The organism is Acinetobacter genomosp. 15BJ, assembly GCF_000400715.1.
In the GTDB taxonomy this organism is placed as follows: domain Bacteria; phylum Pseudomonadota; class Gammaproteobacteria; order Pseudomonadales; family Moraxellaceae; genus Acinetobacter.
The window spans coordinates 294,028-311,727 of the sequence record NZ_KE007347.1 but is presented as its reverse complement, the minus strand read 5'-3'; the positions used below and the strand labels follow the sequence as shown (position 1 = coordinate 311,727).

The 17,700-nt window shown below is 39.8% G+C and carries 14 protein-coding genes and 1 tRNA gene; 3 read left to right on the top strand and 12 right to left on the bottom strand.

The window, feature by feature from the left end; translation table 11 throughout:
- Positions 1-28: 28 nt before the first annotated feature.
- The 8 genes from F896_RS12525 to efp all read right to left on the bottom strand — a co-directional run bounded on the left by F896_RS12525 (position 29) and on the right by efp (position 8,232).
- A complete protein-coding gene (locus tag F896_RS12525; protein WP_016163217.1) occupies positions 29-601 on the bottom strand; it encodes a hypothetical protein in 573 nt (190 codons plus the stop codon).
- A 222-nt stretch (positions 602-823) separates the two neighbouring features.
- Positions 824-900 (bottom strand) — tRNA-Val (locus F896_RS12530).
- 35 nt (positions 901-935) lie between these two features.
- Positions 936-2,921, bottom strand: a complete 1,986-nt coding sequence (locus F896_RS12535; RefSeq protein WP_016163216.1) for a transglutaminase TgpA family protein — start codon at positions 2,919-2,921, stop codon at positions 936-938.
- A 2-nt stretch (positions 2,922-2,923) separates the two neighbouring features.
- A complete protein-coding gene (locus F896_RS12540) occupies positions 2,924-3,841 on the bottom strand; it encodes a DUF58 domain-containing protein (protein ID WP_016163215.1) in 918 nt (305 codons plus the stop codon).
- Positions 3,842-3,854: 13 nt separating this feature from the next.
- Positions 3,855-4,814: an AAA family ATPase gene (locus F896_RS12545; protein WP_016163214.1), complete on the bottom strand. Its 960-nt coding sequence runs from the start codon at positions 4,812-4,814 to the stop codon at positions 3,855-3,857.
- A 78-nt stretch (positions 4,815-4,892) separates the two neighbouring features.
- On the bottom strand, positions 4,893-5,195 hold the full coding sequence (locus tag F896_RS12550; protein WP_004652841.1) for a YbdD/YjiX family protein: 303 nt from the start codon (positions 5,193-5,195) through the stop codon (positions 4,893-4,895).
- A gap of 2 nt (positions 5,196-5,197) precedes the next feature.
- A complete protein-coding gene (locus F896_RS12555; RefSeq protein WP_016163213.1) occupies positions 5,198-7,300 on the bottom strand; it encodes a carbon starvation CstA family protein in 2,103 nt (700 codons plus the stop codon).
- 362 nt (positions 7,301-7,662) lie between these two features.
- Positions 7,663-8,232 carry an elongation factor P gene (gene efp / locus F896_RS12560; protein ID WP_004808248.1) on the bottom strand — a complete coding sequence of 190 codons (570 nt, stop codon included), beginning with the start codon at positions 8,230-8,232 and terminating at the stop codon, positions 7,663-7,665.
- Between the two features lie 86 nt (positions 8,233-8,318).
- Between efp and epmB the strand changes: the two genes are divergently transcribed.
- The 3 genes from epmB to F896_RS12575 are packed head-to-tail and all read left to right on the top strand — an operon-like array spanning position 8,319 to position 13,178.
- The gene (gene epmB / locus F896_RS12565) at positions 8,319-9,335 is read left to right on the top strand and encodes an EF-P beta-lysylation protein EpmB (RefSeq protein ID WP_016163212.1); all 1,017 of its coding nucleotides are present in this window, start codon (positions 8,319-8,321) and stop codon (positions 9,333-9,335) included.
- 13 nt (positions 9,336-9,348) lie between these two features.
- Entirely contained in the window at positions 9,349-11,103 is a 1,755-nt protein-coding gene (locus tag F896_RS12570) for a hypothetical protein (RefSeq protein ID WP_016163211.1), read from the top strand.
- Positions 11,085-13,178 carry an EAL domain-containing protein gene (locus tag F896_RS12575; RefSeq protein ID WP_016163210.1) on the top strand — a complete coding sequence of 698 codons (2,094 nt, stop codon included), beginning with the start codon at positions 11,085-11,087 and terminating at the stop codon, positions 13,176-13,178. The genes F896_RS12570 and F896_RS12575 overlap by 19 nt, the downstream gene beginning before the upstream one ends.
- An 88-nt stretch (positions 13,179-13,266) precedes the next feature.
- Here F896_RS12575 and rpmE read toward each other — a convergent pair whose 3' ends face one another.
- The 4 genes from rpmE to F896_RS12595 form a co-directional block, all read right to left on the bottom strand.
- The gene (rpmE, locus tag F896_RS12580) at positions 13,267-13,491 is read right to left on the bottom strand and encodes a 50S ribosomal protein L31 (RefSeq protein WP_004808257.1); all 225 of its coding nucleotides are present in this window, start codon (positions 13,489-13,491) and stop codon (positions 13,267-13,269) included.
- 199 nt (positions 13,492-13,690) lie between these two features.
- The gene (locus F896_RS12585; RefSeq protein WP_016163209.1) at positions 13,691-14,659 is read right to left on the bottom strand and encodes a bile acid:sodium symporter family protein; all 969 of its coding nucleotides are present in this window, start codon (positions 14,657-14,659) and stop codon (positions 13,691-13,693) included.
- 402 nt (positions 14,660-15,061) lie between these two features.
- Positions 15,062-15,463: a lactoylglutathione lyase gene (gene gloA, locus F896_RS12590; protein ID WP_016163208.1), complete on the bottom strand. Its 402-nt coding sequence runs from the start codon at positions 15,461-15,463 to the stop codon at positions 15,062-15,064.
- 2 nt (positions 15,464-15,465) lie between these two features.
- The gene (locus F896_RS12595; RefSeq protein ID WP_016163207.1) at positions 15,466-17,640 is read right to left on the bottom strand and encodes an AmpG family muropeptide MFS transporter; all 2,175 of its coding nucleotides are present in this window, start codon (positions 17,638-17,640) and stop codon (positions 15,466-15,468) included.
- Positions 17,641-17,700: the final 60 nt, after the last annotated feature.

The following is a 17,700-nucleotide window of genomic DNA, read 5'->3' as shown; positions in this document are numbered from 1 at the left end:
ATATCAATTCAAAATAGCTTTGTCTAATTTATGACTTTGGGTCTTTCTCAACAAGCAATCCATAAAGCTCTTTATTTGTAATGTACAATCGATTGGCGATATCTTTCTTATTTATAGCAATTGCATCATCCACAAATTTGTCTAAAGAAGATTTTAAAGGCTCATCTTTTTTAATTTTATATGTTTTCTTACTCATAGTAAGAATATAAGGCTGATTCATAAAATTTGAGCTGTTGTAACGGATTGCTGTTGTAATGACTACATCTCTATCACTAGTAACTGTTGCAATATCATAGCTAATTTTTTCACTTTCAGGAGAATCTATGAATATAAGTTTCATTTTTCTCTCCATAGCCTCATTTAAATCTTTTTTAGCTTCGAAAAAACTCCCTTGATTTAAAACAACATCATAATCTTGATGCCCAGAAAAGCCATCAATCTCAACTGTCATTAAAACAGATTCAGCAAATACTTGACCTAAATTTACAGAACCATAATTTGTTTCAATCAAAGTTTTTGGTTCTTGTTTTAAGTAATAAGCTGAACCACCAACTGAGCCAATAATTGATATACATAATAAAGCTGTACTCAATATTTTCATGTTATTCCACCCCTTTAAAATAATAAAAATCAAATTCAAACATCATTCAAGACCTAATTCCAATCAATCTCATTTAGGAATTTTTATAGTCAATTTATTATATCAGACGTTAATTTTTCCTATTAAAATTTCATAATTATTTTTTAAATAAGACCCAATTCTCTAAAAAAGAAAAACCCACCTATTGAGGTGGGTTGTAAATCGCTGATAAAGCGTTAATCTTGGTAGGTATATCCAGACTCGAACTGGAGACCTCTACGATGTCAACGTAGCGCTCTAACCAACTGAGCTATACACCTAGAATGAGAAGCATCATATTCATTTTTTCTCAGCTTCACAAGTTTTTTTGCGACTGTTTTAGTGCAATCGCACAGTCTTTAAGCAAGCGCTTAAAATCTTGAGTATTTGCGCTATCCTGCTGCTCTAAAAAAACAATTTGTTGATATAACACAACTGCTTGTTCAAATACCTGTTTGTTTTCAACCTGACTCGCTAAACGCTGCATCCACACTTGAAAAGTTTCTGCGGGTTGCTTTTGCAGATTCTTGGGCAGTTTCTTTTGAAATTTGAATACAGCTTTTTGATAGCTTTGTTGCTGCCTTGTTTGCTTCCACCAATAGATACCCACATACACCATCAAAATAGCGAATACGCCAACAATCAGCACAATCGCATATGCATAACTTGAATCCAGACCTAATCGAGACAACCAGTTTTTCTGTTTTTCTGCATCATAACCCACCACTTTGCTTTGCCATTGATAGCTTAAGTAATCACTCCAAATCCGCACATTTTTTAGAAACTTAAACTGTTGTAAACGCCAAGCCTTACTTTCATCCCCCCACACATTCTGATCTTGTGCCAAATAATCCTGCATCCCCGTATCAATTCGTTGCGGTGCAATCATGGCTGTTGGGTCAATTCTTTTCCATTTTCCATCTAGATATACCTCACTCCAAGCGTGCGCATCAAGCTGTCGAACCTCCCAACTTTGTCCATCAGGTGCCAATTGCCCACCTTGATAACCTGTTACCACTCGTGCAGGAATACCGGCATAACGCATTAACATCACAAAACTTGAGGCATAATGCTCACAAAAACCTTTCCGACTAGAAAACAAAAATTGATCTATACGATCACCACCTAAAGTCCCCGGCGTCAAAGTATATACAAAGCCATTTTTTCTATACCAAGCAAGAACGGACTGTAGATACTTTTCAGGTTGTTTTTGACTTTGTTCAAAAAGCATATGCGCCAATTGCTGGGCTTTAGCATCTCGATCTGGATCAAATTTGAGATTCAACTCCAGTTGACGTGCTGACAACAAAACTGGCTCTGCCGACATCTTTCCGAGCCAACGCATTTGTATCGGTACATTACGCTTGATCAGCTTAGATGGGCGGATACTATTGTCTTGATACAACTGCAAATAGCGTTCTTGTGGAATCGAATATTCCAAGCCCATAATCCAGTTGGCTTGTTCATCTGCCGCTAAATATTGATAAGGCACACTTCTTGTTGTGGACTGCACATTTTTAATTTGTTGATTAAAAAAACTACTGGTCCATGTTGTTCCATCATATTGATCTAAAACCAAAGCTCTCCAATACAGTTCTGGCCTGTTCGGAAATTGCGACATATTGGCTACAACTCGAAAAGCCAAAGCCGAAGATTGCGATAATTGCGCAATATCTCCAGGTGACATCCGGTCACTGATTCCTGTCGTAGCTTGATCCTTCTGAATTGGAACCGCCCAAAGCGGTGGCAATCGTGGAAAGAAAATAAATAAGATTAAAAAGAAAGGAATTGCAATGCCTACAAATTTAAAAATTTGCTTCACATCTTGTTTAAGTTGGTTTGAGGATAGTTTCTTTTGATTAAACAATCCCGTTTGTATCCGATACAAACCCAATAAACACATCACAAATGCAGCAAGAACAATCACAGCCATCCAAAACGCTTGGCTATGTAATAACAGACTCGCACTGACGAACAAGGCAAAATTAAAGATGATTAATAAATCACGGGTGTTTTTAGCTTCCAAACATTTGGCAAATAAACAGGTGCTTAAAAAGGCGACGCCCGCTTCCACCCCAAGGATGGTTTGATAATTGATATAAACGATACCCAAAGACAATAGAATAAAGATCACCAAAAACCATTTAGGAAAAGGTGTCCAGCTCTGTTTACGATATCTCCGAACCAATAGCAGCCAAACCACCGCCCATAATCCCGTTAAAGCAGCAGGTGCAAAAGCGGTTTGCCCAAGTAATATGGAAGCCAAGACAGCTAAAACACAGAAATAGATTTGTTTAGTCATCATTATGCCTGCGCTAATAAAAGTTTGGCCTTAATTAACTGAGATTGTCCCTGCCCGCTTTCCAAGCGTGCATGTGGCAAAATAAGTGCATAATCATCACCTAACTGTTCACATTGCTCGACCAAACCCATCATAAAGCTTAATTTATCTTCATGGCTTTGAGCTGGAATCTGCTGATAGTCAATTTCCAGATGCTGGTGATTGGCCTGAGCTTCAAACATTTTGATCAGGAATCCCTGTCCACGTGCGACCTGTTTCCATGCCACATTTTGATAAGAGTCACCGTGTTGAAAGCCTCGTAACTCTTTAAATTCATCTAAGCTATCTTGGGCTGAAGTCGGCTTATTTTTATGTTCTTTCTGCCATTCATAGCTCTTTGGGGCAACCCAGACTTTATGTTTTGGATATAAATAAGTCCATGCGCGGACTAATCCTAATGGATAAGTAGAATAAATTTTAACGGCAGCAAATTCATAGAGTCCGCGTTTTTCTGCGCTAACAGGCAACTCAATGTCATGCTGGGTTTGGTCTAGATAAAACAGTTGTTCTTGAGTCTGCCACTGGATTCTTAGATAACGTGCGGAACGAACAGGTTGTTTAAATAACAGTTTTAAAATGATTGCTTGATCGACTTGTCCAACTTCAGGCATCACAACATCAATTTGTAAATCATGTAATTGCTTAAAGGTCAGATAAAAACTAATACAAAGAATGGCACTGATTAAAAAGCAAAATCCTAAAATCAGATTGTTTGCATAGTTAATTCCAGCAATAAAGGTAATTAGAATCAGGACCAGATATAAAAAACCTTGTTTATAGATAAAAACTAAAACGTCCTTTTGTCGCAGGGTTTTACTGCGATCCACTTGGAAACGTTTTACGATCCATTGATTGATCTGTTGTTTAAGTCCGGTTTGCATAGTCTGTACTCACCTACAATGCATCAACTGACTGCAACAGTTGTTTTACCTCCATCTCACCCAAACTTAAACGATGTGCAACTACAGCCACAAAAACCGTCTGTACATCATCCGTGGTCACGAAACTACGCCCTTCAACCAGCGCATAAGCTTGTGCTGCAGCCTTTAAAGCCAATACTCCACGTGTTGACAGGCCATGGCGTTGCTTACGTGTTTCAGCAGCCAAATCTAAAATATAATTAAGTACGGCGTCACTAAGGAAAATCTGTTTTGCCAATTCACGTAAATGTAAAATATCGGCTTGGTTAAACACAGCATCTAATTGATGAATCAGGACTTGGCGTGAGCTTTGTTGTAACAGTAATTTTTCTGCTTGACGAGATGGATAGCCCAATGACAATCGCATCAAAAAGCGGTCTAGTTGGGACTCTGGCAATGCATAAGTTCCACTTTGAAACAGTGGGTTTTGCGTAGCCAACACCCAGAAAGGTTGTGGCAATTCATAATGCACACCATCTACGGTAACAGCCCCTTCTTCCATCGCTTCCAACAAGGCACTTTGAGTTTTGGGACTACAGCGGTTAATTTCATCGGCGAGGAGGATTTGGGTAAAAACAGGACCTTGCTTAAATTCAAAGACATGTTCTTTCTGATTAAAAATATTGATGCCAATCACATCACTGGCCAACATATCATTGGTAAATTGAATTCGCTGAAAATGTAATCCAGCCAAACGTGCCAAGGCACTGGCTAATGTTGTTTTACCAAGCCCAGGTAAATCTTCAAATAGCACATGGCCACCTGCCAGCAAACAGGTCAATGCCAATTTAGTTTGTTGTGGCTTATCCAAAATAAGCTGATTGACTTCAATTAAAAAGTGCTCGATCTTTTGACCAAAGCTTTTAATATCTTGTTCTAATGCCTGGTTCTGTCGTTTTCTATCTTGAATAGAAGCCTGATCCGTGCCCCACATAATTTTATCCCCAAAATAAAACAGTGCATGTTTCAACATACACTGTTTTGGTTTTTTTTCAACGAAATCAAACGATTTCTAGCAAGGGCATTTTTTCATATTACCGCCCGCTGAAGGATAACGCGCATCGATACAATGACGATAAAAAGTCTTGGCATCCATCGGCGTTAGATCAGGATGATGTGCTTTCATATGCTCGACATAGGTTTCATAGTCAGGCACACCGACCATCAAACGAAAACTTTGCTGCAAACGTTGCCATAGCACTGCTATACGTGACCAATTCTTCGGTGATAAAAGCAAATGTTTCTGCGACATGATGGTGAATTTAATAATCTTCACAATCACAGCACTACCTTGTCGAGCAATTTTAAAGTCCATACTTACTCTCCTTTGATGCTATTCGCTGTCATTGGGGTTTCTGAATAAACGGCTGGTGCTTCGTTCACCGTTGGTGTTGGACTCGCCAATGCTCTGCGTATAATGCCAATAGAAGCAATAACCATCACAATTGCAACAATCATAAAGAAGCCACAGAGTGCTGCATTAATCTGATTCGACATCACAATGGTTTGCATTTCAGCAACTGTCTTGGCTGGTGCAAGCAACTCACCGCGCGCAATCGCATCCGAGAAACGATTCGCTTGCGCAAGGAAGCCAATTTTTGGATTTTCATGGAAAATCTTTTGCCAACCCGCCGTCATCGAGGTAATGAATAAGAAAATCGTTGGGATAATCGTCACCCAAACATACTTCTCTTTTTTCATCTTGAATAAAATGACGGTTCCTAAAATCAGTGCCATCGAAGCAAGAATCTGGTTACCAATACCAAATAACGGCCACAAGGAGTTAATTCCACCGAGTGGGTCAACTACACCTTGATAAACGAAGAAACCCCAACCTGCTACCGCGACAAAAGTCCCGACCAAGTTCCCAAAGAATGAACTCGATTGTTTAATCGCTGGAACCACGATACCCACTGTATCTTGCACCATGAAACGACAAGCACGTGTACCCGCATCTACCGCAGTCAAAATAAATAATGCTTCAAATAGAATCGCAAAGTGGTACCAGAACGCCATCATTGAGCGGTTGTTGAAAATCTCTGAAATGATATGTGCCATACCAATTGCAAATGTAGGTGCACCACCTGTACGAGACAAGATTGAACTCTCACCAACTTCCTGAGCCAGTAAAGTCAACATTTCTGGGCTAACTACGAAACCGAGATTACGAACGGCTTCCGCAGCGGTCTCTACCGAGGTCCCTAAAACTGCTGCTGGTGCATTAATTGCGAAGTAGATTCCTGGATCGAGTACTGTCGCACAGATCATGGCCATGATGCCGACGAAAGACTCCATCAACATACCGCCATAACCGATCATACGAATATTGACTTCGTTATCGACCAGTTTAGGTGTGGTTCCGGATGCAACCAAGGCATGGAAACCTGAAATCGCACCACAAGCAATGGTGATAAATAAGAAAGGAAATAAACTACCCGCAAATACAGGACCTGTACCATCAACAAAGTGGGTCACTGCCGGCATTTTCAGATCAGGCATTGCAAAGATAATCCCGATAGCTAAACCTGCAATCACACCAATTTTAAGGAAGGTCGATAAGTAATCACGTGGTGCTAATAGCAACCAAACTGGCAAAACCGAGGCGATAAAGCCATAAATGATTAAGGCCCATGTCAATTGGGTACCACTCAGGGTAAATAACTGCCCCCAATATGGATCTTTTGCAACATCGCCACCATAGACAATTGCCGCCATCATTAATACAAAGCCAATGACAGATACTTCTGCAATTTTCCCTGGGCGTATATAACGCATGTAGATGCCCATGAATAAGGCAATTGGAATGGTGGCAGCAATACTGAACACACCCCATGGGCTATGCGCCAAGGCTTTAACGACGACCAATGCCAGCACTGCAAGGATAATGATCATTACCCCCAATGTACCTAGCATCACAATCACACCTGCAAAAGTGCCAAGTTCCTGTTTTGCCATTTCACCTAAAGAGCGGCCATCACGGCGTGTTGAAATAAACAAAACCAGAAAATCTTGTACCGCACCTGCAATCACCACACCAACCAAAAGCCAGATAGTGCCCGGTAAGTAACCCATTTGTGCTGCGAGAATAGGACCAACTAAAGGTCCCGCACCTGCAATCGCTGCAAAGTGATGACCGAATAAAACGAATTTATTAGTAGGAACATAATCCAGACCATCTGCGAGACGATGAGCTGGGGTTAACCGTTTAGGATTTAATTCAAAAACTTTGTTTGCAATAAATAAACTGTAGAACCGATATGCAATGCTATATACACAGACTGCGGCAAGAACTAACCAGACCGCATTAACATGCTCACCACGACTAACCGCCAATATCCCAAATGAAATTGCCCCGACAATGGCAACCAAACTCCATAGGAGTTTTGAGGGAAGTGATGACTTTGCTTGTGTTGTCTCCATTCAAAAAACCTCTCAAATACATAACGCGTGGTCAGGGTCTGTTGACATTTCACTTTACGAGCTATAGCTCTCATTGCGACAGAGGACATTTTATAGGTGGCACAAGGCATGTTTTATGCAATTTAGCTATTCTAAATAATGAGTAGCTATTACAGCTACGCAAGATAATGCAGTGGCAACAAAAAATGTCAGCAAACCCTATTAGATTTCCCTTTCCATATTTTCTGTAGAAGAAATATCTTTGTAAGTTTACCTTCTAGCTTTAATTATTTATCTAATACTTTGGCATAAAAAAAGGGATGATTGTTTAATCATCCCTTCGATAATTGTATATCTTGAGTAGCTAAGCTACTCAGTCACAATTACGCACGTTCTAAATAGTCACCAGTACGTGTGTCTACACGAACACTTTCTTCTTGCTGTACGAATAATGGAACACGTACTACAGCACCTGTTTCAAGCTTCGCTGGCTTACCGCCACCGCCAGAAGTATCACCACGTACACCTGGATCAGTTTCAATAATTTTCAACACAACGAAGTTTGGTGGATTTACGTTCAAAGGTACGCCATTGAATAACATGATCGTACATTTTTCATTTGAATCATCTTTCAACCATTTCGCAGCATCGCCCATTGCTGTTTTATCAGCAGCGATTTGCTCGAAAGATACAGGATCCATGAAGTTCCACATTTCGCCATCGTTGTAGAGGTAATCCATTTCAACTTCTACAATATCAGCTGCTTCTAAAGAATCACCTGATTTGAATGTTTTTTCTAATACTTTACCAGAGCGAAGGTTACGTAATTTTACACGGTTAAACGCTTGACCTTTACCTGGTTTTACATATTCATTTTCCATGATTGAACATGGGTTGCCATCAAGCATAACCTTAAGGCCTGCTTTAAAATCATTTGTAGAATAATAGGCCATGAAAGGCGCACTCCAAACTTAAAACTCAAATCTATTAATGCTAGACTAGGCACACAGCTGCGGCTAACACTATTTTTACGTATGGCATGATAAACTATTTACATCAAGAGCAAAACTGGCAATCACAACTCAGTGACCTAATTACTGATCCTTTAGAGCTGTTAAATCTGCTTGAGTTATCTACCGATCAACTATTATCAGGGGCAATCCTCGCCTCTGAACAGTTTAAATTGCGCGTCCCACGTGCATTCGTCGGAAAAATGACCGTTGGCGATCCGCTTGACCCCCTGCTACTGCAAGTCTTACCACACCATCTCGAACTGGAAGAACATCCTGAGTTTGTGACGGATCCTTTAGGTGAAGAAGCCGCAAATCAAATGGCGGGGGTTTTACATAAATATCAATCACGTTTTTTGCTGACCTTAACGGGTGCATGTGCGATTCACTGTCGCTATTGTTTCCGTCGTCATTTCCCCTATCAAGAAAATCTTCCTAAAAATGACGATTGGTTAAATATCAAACAGTATATTAAGCAAAATCCAAAAATCAATGAAGTGATTTTGAGTGGTGGTGACCCCCTTACGCTAAACAATCGAAAAATTTCGTTGTGGCTAGAACGAGTCGCATCTCTCCCTCAGATTAAGATATTGAGAATTCATTCACGGGTTCCTATTGTGATCCCGAATCGTATTGATGAAGAGCTGATTTCTATATTAAAAAACAGTAGGCTACGTATTGTAGTAGTGGTACACTCAAACCACGCAGCTGAACTTGATGATTTCACTTGCTCGAAGTTGCTACAGTTATCATTCCAACATATAACCGTCCTTAATCAGGCAGTTTTGCTCAAAGGTGTGAATGATTCTGCAGAAACTTTAAATGCATTGAGTAGCCGTTTATTTGAAGCACGAGTAATGCCCTATTATCTTCATGTTTTAGATAAAGTTAAAGGTGCTCAGCATTTTGATTTAAGATCTTCAGAGATAGATCAGATATACAGTGATGTATTAGCGAGTTTACCAGGATATCTCGTCCCAAAACTCGTCAGGGAAATTGCGGGCGAAAAAAATAAAACACCGCTTTTTGGGGTTCAAACATTCTGAGATTGATAACACAATGATGAATAATGCTTTTTCGGATATTTTTCAAATTCCAACAGTCTTAAGACGGGACAAACTTAGCTTTTGTGATACCAATTCTAAAAGTCTCAATGAATGGATTTCAAATCTATCCATTATGCAGTTGGGTGATACCTCCAAAGCACTATTTGCAGCCTTATTAGAGCTGAGTGAACTGGAATGTTCGGAAACTTTACGTTTTGACTTGGTTCAGGTTCTGCACCCAACCATTGAAAATGTTTTGGGAAGTCTGGAAAAGAACTTTTTCAATCAGGGCGTGATTAGTTCAGATCGTAATGAACATATTATTGAACTGGCAATGTTATTGCGTTGCTACTTCGCAGCAATCTATATCAATATTGTGCGTCGCAGTAATGACCAACTTGATCAGCAAAAGTTTTCTATTTTTGCCCTGAATCAAAAGAAAAATCTGCAGACAGCAAGAACACTTGCCACCTTTCAATCGTTACAGCAACTGACCCAATTACTCTATCAACAACATATGTTGTATAGCGAGCCAGTTGCTGGACAGTGGTTAATTGCCCATCAGCTTTATGATGCAGCAGTGACACATAAATATCAGCATACCAACTTAGATCAGTCTCAAGGCAAGCCAAGTTCGATTACCAATATTACTCAGGCCTATGCTCAGTTAATCTTGATGGATATTTTTAATACCAATCAAATTCGTCAATCTGAAATACAGGCTCTGTTCCAGTGTAGTTTTGACTGGGCCAAAATGGTTCAGATTTTGGCGAAGGAAACCGACCTGACCAAATATGTAGTTGATACCAGTAAAGACCATCCGCCGATTTATAATAAAAAGCAAAGTTCAGGCTTCAACCCAAACATTTTTATCAGTACACACAGCCTACTCGATCATGTCACGGCAACGTTACATAAAAATGCAGAATACATTTCTAAAAATGAAAAAATCTATTTAACCCCTGCACTGAAATTTCATGTGCAAACCATTTTAGGTACAACCGCTGAACGCCGTCATGAACGTTATGAATACTCAGCTCAACTGCATATTTGCTTTGGTTTATTAACTGCCCATTTTTATCTTTCGAAAGCCAAGAATTTCGCAGAGACCTTATTACTAGACCACAGTTATGGTCTACAAAATGAATCAAAATTTATGTCTGCTTGGGACAAAAAAAGTGCTTCTGACAACCAAGAGTCTGCGATTCAACGTTTAAGTCGTGAAAGTAAAGCCGTTTATCAAGCCGATATTCTCGATATCAGCGTCAATGGTTATCGTATTAAGTGGTCTGGAGAAGCACCAAAGAATCTAAGAACAGGCGAATACATTTTAGTCAAAGAAACATCACATGGGCATTGGCGTGGAGGCGTAATTCGTTGGCTCAAGCAATCGAGCGAAAAAAGTCTGGAACTCGGTTTAGAAGTATTGGCACAAGAGATATTCCCTTGCGCTGTTCGCATACAGGCTGACCGACATATCAGCAATTATCATCCAACACTTTTATTAAAAAACCAAAATTTGGATGAAACAAAAACAACGTTAATTTTACCAGGTTCACAAATTTTTAGAGAACACCAAGCTGTTCATTTAAGATTGGGGAAAGAGGAAGTCAAGGTGTATTTATTAAACGCACAATTAATTACCCAGAGTTTTGTTCAATTTGAATTTGAACTGCTAAATGATGAGGAACACCCTGTTCTTCAAAAATATATGGCACAAAAAAATATGGACACAATTGATCAAGATTTATGGGAAGCATTAAAGTGAGAAATTCTTTACTGTCTAAGAAACTCAAACGGACAGAAACCCGTTTACTAATTATTGACGACAATCAACTTCGTTATAATCAAATTGCCGCGATCTTTAAGGCACAAGATCATCAAATTCATGCCACCTTATTAGATGATCTTAAAACATTTGAAAAACAGCTGAATTTGCCGTGGGATATCGTCGTTTTTGGTCGTGCTTATGATCTAAAAATCGAACAAACGCTTTCTTTAATTCAAGCTTCATCGCAGCCAAGCTTGCCTGTACTGCTATTAGAGCCTGATGACTATAACCAAGATCAATATCAGACGTATATTCACAAAGGCATCTATGATGTATTAAATATCAAAGCTCCCGAAACATTCTATATCAGCATGATTCGAGCATTGTCTTATAGCCGACTGGTTCAAGCTGAACACCGCTTGCTCAATGAACTAGAAGCAGCACAAACTCAGGCTCAATCCTTGGTCGCCGAGACGCATAAAGCTGTTGCGATTTTACAAGAAGGTATTCATATCAGTGCAAATGCTGAATATGCCAACCTATTTGGATTTGCGAGTGAAGATGACCTAATTGGCCTACCCATCCTCGATGTATTACAACCTGAAGATTTAGCACAATTTAAACTACGCTTTAAAAAGATTTCTCAAGGCCAGTTCGAGCAAGGACGTTTTGAGCTGCGTACTCAAAATGCAACCGTAAAGAACAACCCATTACATATTGAGTTTTTACCTTCAGGTAATGAAGATGAAATCCAGCTCAATATTGAATGTGGGACATCGACACCAGCAGCCATAACAACACCAACGGCCATTAATACAACTGAAAAAGTTTCGAATCTAAACAGTACTTTACAACAAATTAACCGACAACTCACTAATCATCCAGCCAATGCCAATGCGGTTGTGCTGTTTAGTTTAAGTAGTTGTCCAAATGAAGTCTTCCAAAGTGATTGGCACGCAACAAAAGCGTATTTTGCCAACATTCCAAACTTCATCAAAGAGCAAGTGAATGTACCTGTCTACTCAATTGACAGTACCCTATATGTAGCTTTATTTCAGGCTGAATCAAACAGTGTTTTAAACTCACTGCTGATTGGTTTAAATAGCTTGCAGAAACCACAACTTTTAGTCACTCCTCAACACACTTTCCCTTTGCATCTTAAATTGGGCTATTGTGAACTTTCACAAGCAATTGCAGACGAAGTACGTTTCGAGCAAATCCTAACGAAAGCCTTTGCAGAAAAGCTCCCTGTCTTTAGTAGTCCAAAAATTGATACTGATATTGGTTTGACGACCGAACACATTCCAACAAAAGTCCAGTTAAGCCTGCTACAAGAGCTTAAACAAAAGCTGGATGCGGGTGATATCCATCTTAAATATCAGCAGCTTTATGATAAACAAGATCAGCATACGCATACTTATGAGGTTTCTGGCGGCTTTATCTATAACAATCAATGGCAAGACTTAAGTGATCTGGCTGATCTTAAAGATGATGTTGAATTATCAGTTCAACTAGACCGCTGGATTCTTGTTGAAGCCTGTAAGCAATTGCATAACTTCATCACTCAATATCCAAAAGCCAAGCTGATTGTAAACCTCAATCATCACGTGTTATTGAATGATCAAAAACTCCCAGAGTTAGTTGCAAAATTACTCACCATTATTGGCAGTAAACAAGCACACCCATTAATTCTGCAATTTTCTGAACAAGCATTGCAACAGAACCTGTCACAAGCACAGCCCCAAATTGCCTTGTTGCGTCAACATGGTGCTGAAGTTTCGATTCGAGGTTTCGGTGATTCACTCTATAGTGACTCGATGCTGCAACAGATTGATGCTCAATATTTGAGTCTGCATGGCAAATTGACCAAAATGCTTGCCTCTGAAAAAGACATGGCAAACTTACAAGAAAAAATCCTGCATTTTATTGGCCAAAAGCCTGTGGAAATTTTCTTGATGGAGCTCAATGACATGAACCTGTTTGCCAATGCATGGAATGTTGAAGCACGCTTCTTACAAGGGAACTACTTCCAGAAAAAGCTTGATCGCTTAACCGATGTACAAGACCAATAAGGTCTTGTACACCACTGTCTATATACATTATCGATAAAAATATAGGCACAAAAAAACGGGCATATCGCCCGTTTTTTCTTTCTTGATATTAACGTTTGACAGAACGTGACATACCAGAGAAACGTTGTTTGAATTTGTCGATACGACCGCCTGTATCCACATTCTTTTGTTTACCAGTATAGAATGGGTGGCAAGCTGAACATACGTCAAGGTAAATAGTTTCTTTACCAAGAGCAGAACGAGTTTCGATTACGTTACCACATGAACAAGTAGCAACTAAGTTTTCATATTTAGGGTGAATATCGGCGCGCATGGTCGATGCTCCTATTTAGTAAGAAAGGCTTAAGCTGTTATCGCAATTGATCACTCTCAATTTGAGGAAAGCAAAGTGTTTTCACACTTGCAGATCAACACCACAACAGACCATTTCTTTTGACTCACCGAGACTCTAAAGGTCAGAGCAAAGCCAACAAGTGCGGAAGATTATACGCTAAAAAATTAAGTTTTGCGAACTATTCCTGATTTGATTTTGACCAACGATTCGCAATCATCCCACAAACCATCAACTGAATTTGATGAAAAATCATAATTGGCAGTACGATCATGCCCAAAGGCTGGCCAATGAACAGAATTTGAGCCATGGGTACCCCGCTCGCCAAGGTTTTCTTCGAGCTACAAAAGAAGATTGTCACTTGATCAGCATGATTAAAACCTAACCACTTGGGTACATACAACGCAAGCAACATCACGAGAGTCAATAATACCGAACATGCAAGTACCAGATACAACAAGGTTAAACCACTGACCTGATGCCATAAACCTGCCACTACAGCACTACTGAATGCCCCATAAACCACCATTAAGATCGACCCCTGATCGAAAGCTTTGACGATACTAGGGACTTTGACCATATATGGAAAAACATAAGGACGTAATAATTGCCCTAAAATAAAAGGCACCAGTAGTAACAAGGTGATTTGAATAATTGATGTAGTCGGATCAAAACCATGTTGGCTTTGTCCCAAAATAAAATAGCTCACCAAAATCGGGGTAATAAACATCCCGATAATATTGGAGAAGGATGCGCTACATACAGCGGCTGCCACATTGCCCTTGGCCATCGAAGTAAATGCAATTGACGATTGTACTGTTGATGGCAAAAAGCACATAAATAAGAAACCCCAATACAACTGCTGCCCCAGTAGAGGTTCCAACACAGGTTTAGCCAGCAATCCAATTGCAGGAAAAATCACAAACGTAAAAGCAAACACCAAAGCATGCATTTTCCAATGCAGCATCCCCTCAACCACGGCTTCACGTGATAACTTAGCGCCATGTAAAAAGAACAGCACTGCAATTGCGACCGTGGTTAAAATATTAAAATAATGTGCAATCTGACCTGAGACTGGTAAAAAGGTCGCCAGTACGACCATTGCGATTAATAATATTGTAAAGCGGTCCACTGCCAGTTGCTTCAACATAACTTATCCCTATCTACTCACTAAAACTATAAAGCCCAATATGATGTTGTTGATCATTTGATCGCATCATCATACTGGGCTGAATAAATAAAGCTAGGGCTTTAGATTAGAAATCTTGGACTAAATAGACCAAAGAGAGGGTCTATTGACATTTCAGCCATGCCTTGCGTTATTGGCTAAAATGACATAAACAAGGCATGAAACGCTGGCAATGGCATTCCCTTGTCAAGTTTCATAACGCGGTTTATGGAAGTTTTAGCCATAACCCTACGGGACAGGGATGTTTTTTGCCGCTACTGTGTTAGGTCTTGCTTACCTAGAATAACTAGGTTTCACAAAACCTGCCTTGCACCGTCTAAAAAACATCCTCTGTCGCAAGCATCTGTGAAATGTCAACAGACCCTAGTTATTACGTGCATTTTGATCCTGTTGAATCAATTCAACTTTATAACCATCAGGATCTTCAACAAAGGCAATCACCGTAATACCACCTTTCATTGGACCCGCTTCACGTACAACTTTTCCACCACGTGCTTTGATTTCTTCACATGCTTTATAAGCGTCATCCACACCAATGGCGATATGACCATAAGCATTGCCTAGCTCATAGCTGGCAGTGTCCCAGTTATGGGTAAGCTCAAGCACAGTGTTGTTTTCTTCATCACCATAGCCAACAAAAGCCAAGGTAAAACGCCCTTCTTCGTAATCACGTTGGCGTAGCAATTTCATACCAAGTACCTCAGTGTAGAACTTTAAAGATTGTTCTAAATTACCTACTCGTAGCATCGTATGTAACATGCGCATAGTTATTCACCTGTCTGTTGAGTTGTTTGGTTTTCATGATCGCGTAACAGTTTCGCAACCCATACCACTAAAACTAAAATTGGAATACCAATTAAAGTTGTCATTAAAAAGAAATTCGGATAACCAATATTACTGACAATCGTTCCTGAATAACCACCTAATAATTTTGGTGTTAAAGTCATTAATGAACTGAAAATCGCATATTGAACTGCAGTAAATGATACGCTGGTTAAGCTCGATAAAAATGCAATAAATGCTGCACCAGCTAGACCTGACGCTAAATTATCTACAATAATGGCCAAATATAGCCATAACGAGCTATAACTTTTAATCACTTTACCAGACAATTCGACCATACCTGATTGAGCTGGATCAACCACAGCAATCGGTTGAATATCCACATTTAAATCCATCTCTGCATGAGATGCCGTATCGACGTGATATTGTCTGGTTGCCAACAATTCATTGCCTGTATTATTGTTTAAATTGGCCAAAGCAGTGATGGTCTTGGTTGGTGATGCTTGCAAAATTTTGCCATCAATCACACCCGTGAATAATCCATTTTGATCAACTTTCGCTACAAATTCCTGCCCATCCAAGGTTAAAACAACAGGACGTTCTGCATTGAGTTGCTCAGCTTTTACACCGGCTAACTGACCTTTGATTACCAAACTTTGTTTTAACTCTTTCGGTGTGAGTTGATCATCACCACTCATTGGTAGCAATTGAATCTGGGCTTGTTGAGCATTTACCAAATAAGGAACTTCTAACTGAATCTTAGAGTCAGCTTGGTTTTGATACTGCGTACTGACCTGAATTGTGTTTGCTTTGGCTAAAGCTTCATTTGGTACTTGTAACTTCCAATATCCCACCTCATCAGTTTGCACTTGATAGTGTTGCTCACCCACTTGGACTTCAACCTGATCCAATGGTTTGCCAGATTTAACTAAACCAATAAAGATCAAATTGGTTGAGCTAGCTAATACAGCGCCTACGAACATGAGTTTCATAATGTTCATACGTTGCGCCAGCAGGCCACCTAAGAAGCCACCGATCAAACTGAATAAAACACCATAAATTTTGACCGCTTCAGCAATCTGCTCTTTACTAAAGTTTAGATCTTGATAGAACACATTGGAAATCACCCCTGCAATAATGTCAGAGATACGAAAGAAGCCAATTAACAGTAATAAAACGAGGGCCAGTTTCACCCCATAGCGCTTAAAGAAATCCAGAATCGGTGCGACCCATGTTTCTTTCGCCATTTGCTGATTGACAACACCCATTTTAACCAGCGCAAAACCGATCAATAAGGCAGTTGCAGTTGCCGTTAAAAAGCGTAGCGCTTCTAAACCAAACAATGCAGCTGTGTCTTTAATTGCTGCTGCCTTGGCGATTGCCTCTGTGACATTACCCGAATAGATATAGCTCACGACAAAAGTTGCGACCGCGATAAAAAACACAAACACCAAACGATAGTAATCCGTGGTTTTATAATGTTTATAAACGCGATTCACTTGTGGTTCACGAACACATAAGGTGGTAATAATACCCACCACCATCACTGCGGCCATGGTTAAATAGGTATATTTCCAAGCTTCGTAGATATAATTACCTTTGGCCGTTCCTAAATAGGCTGCCAAGAATAACGCACCAGCACCAGCAACAATCATCCCAATACGATAGCCCGCATTGTAGGTTGAAGCCAACACTGTTTGCATTTCAGTTTCAGCTAACTCAATACGGTAAGCGTCAATCACAATATCTTGTGTTGCGGCTGAGAAGCCCAGTAATACTGCACCAAATGCCATTTGAATTAAATAACTTTGCCCAAGCGCAGGATCTGAGAAAGCCATAATACAAATTGCACAGATAATTAAACATTGCGCAATAAGCAACCAAGCACGGCGGCGACCTAAACTCTTGGTTAAAAATGGGACGGGTAATTCATCAATTAACGGTGCCCAAACAAATTTAAAGGAATAACCCAACGCGGCCCAACTAAAAAAAGTGACCGCACTTTTATCAATACCAGCCTCACCTAGCCATAACGATAAGCTAGAAAAAATCAATAAAATTGGAATCCCAGCAGAGAAACCTAGAAATAACATAATCAGAGCACGGCGATCTAAAAATGCTTTAAATGCCGATGCCCAACCAGAGGCTTGAGTTGTCATTGGTTATTATTTTCCATGAACATGCGTGAATGTGCTTATTCAATCGTTTCTTGCCCGTGC

Coding starts and splice junctions, on each gene's coding strand:
- F896_RS12525 (WP_016163217.1), bottom strand. CDS start 601: ATGAAAATATTGAGTACAGCTTTATTATGTATATCAATTATTGGCTCA.
- F896_RS12535 (WP_016163216.1), bottom strand. CDS start 2,921: ATGACTAAACAAATCTATTTCTGTGTTTTAGCTGTCTTGGCTTCCATA.
- F896_RS12540 (WP_016163215.1), bottom strand. CDS start 3,841: ATGCAAACCGGACTTAAACAACAGATCAATCAATGGATCGTAAAACGT.
- F896_RS12545 (WP_016163214.1), bottom strand. CDS start 4,814: ATGTGGGGCACGGATCAGGCTTCTATTCAAGATAGAAAACGACAGAAC.
- F896_RS12550 (WP_004652841.1), bottom strand. CDS start 5,195: ATGGACTTTAAAATTGCTCGACAAGGTAGTGCTGTGATTGTGAAGATT.
- F896_RS12555 (WP_016163213.1), bottom strand. CDS start 7,300: ATGGAGACAACACAAGCAAAGTCATCACTTCCCTCAAAACTCCTATGG.
- efp (WP_004808248.1), bottom strand. CDS start 8,232: ATGGCCTATTATTCTACAAATGATTTTAAAGCAGGCCTTAAGGTTATG.
- epmB (WP_016163212.1), top strand. CDS start 8,319: ATGATAAACTATTTACATCAAGAGCAAAACTGGCAATCACAACTCAGT.
- F896_RS12570 (WP_016163211.1), top strand. CDS start 9,349: ATGATGAATAATGCTTTTTCGGATATTTTTCAAATTCCAACAGTCTTA.
- F896_RS12575 (WP_016163210.1), top strand. CDS start 11,085: ATGGGAAGCATTAAAGTGAGAAATTCTTTACTGTCTAAGAAACTCAAA.
- rpmE (WP_004808257.1), bottom strand. CDS start 13,491: ATGCGCGCCGATATTCACCCTAAATATGAAAACTTAGTTGCTACTTGT.
- F896_RS12585 (WP_016163209.1), bottom strand. CDS start 14,659: ATGTTGAAGCAACTGGCAGTGGACCGCTTTACAATATTATTAATCGCA.
- gloA (WP_016163208.1), bottom strand. CDS start 15,463: ATGCGCATGTTACATACGATGCTACGAGTAGGTAATTTAGAACAATCT.
- F896_RS12595 (WP_016163207.1), bottom strand. CDS start 17,640: ATGACAACTCAAGCCTCTGGTTGGGCATCGGCATTTAAAGCATTTTTA.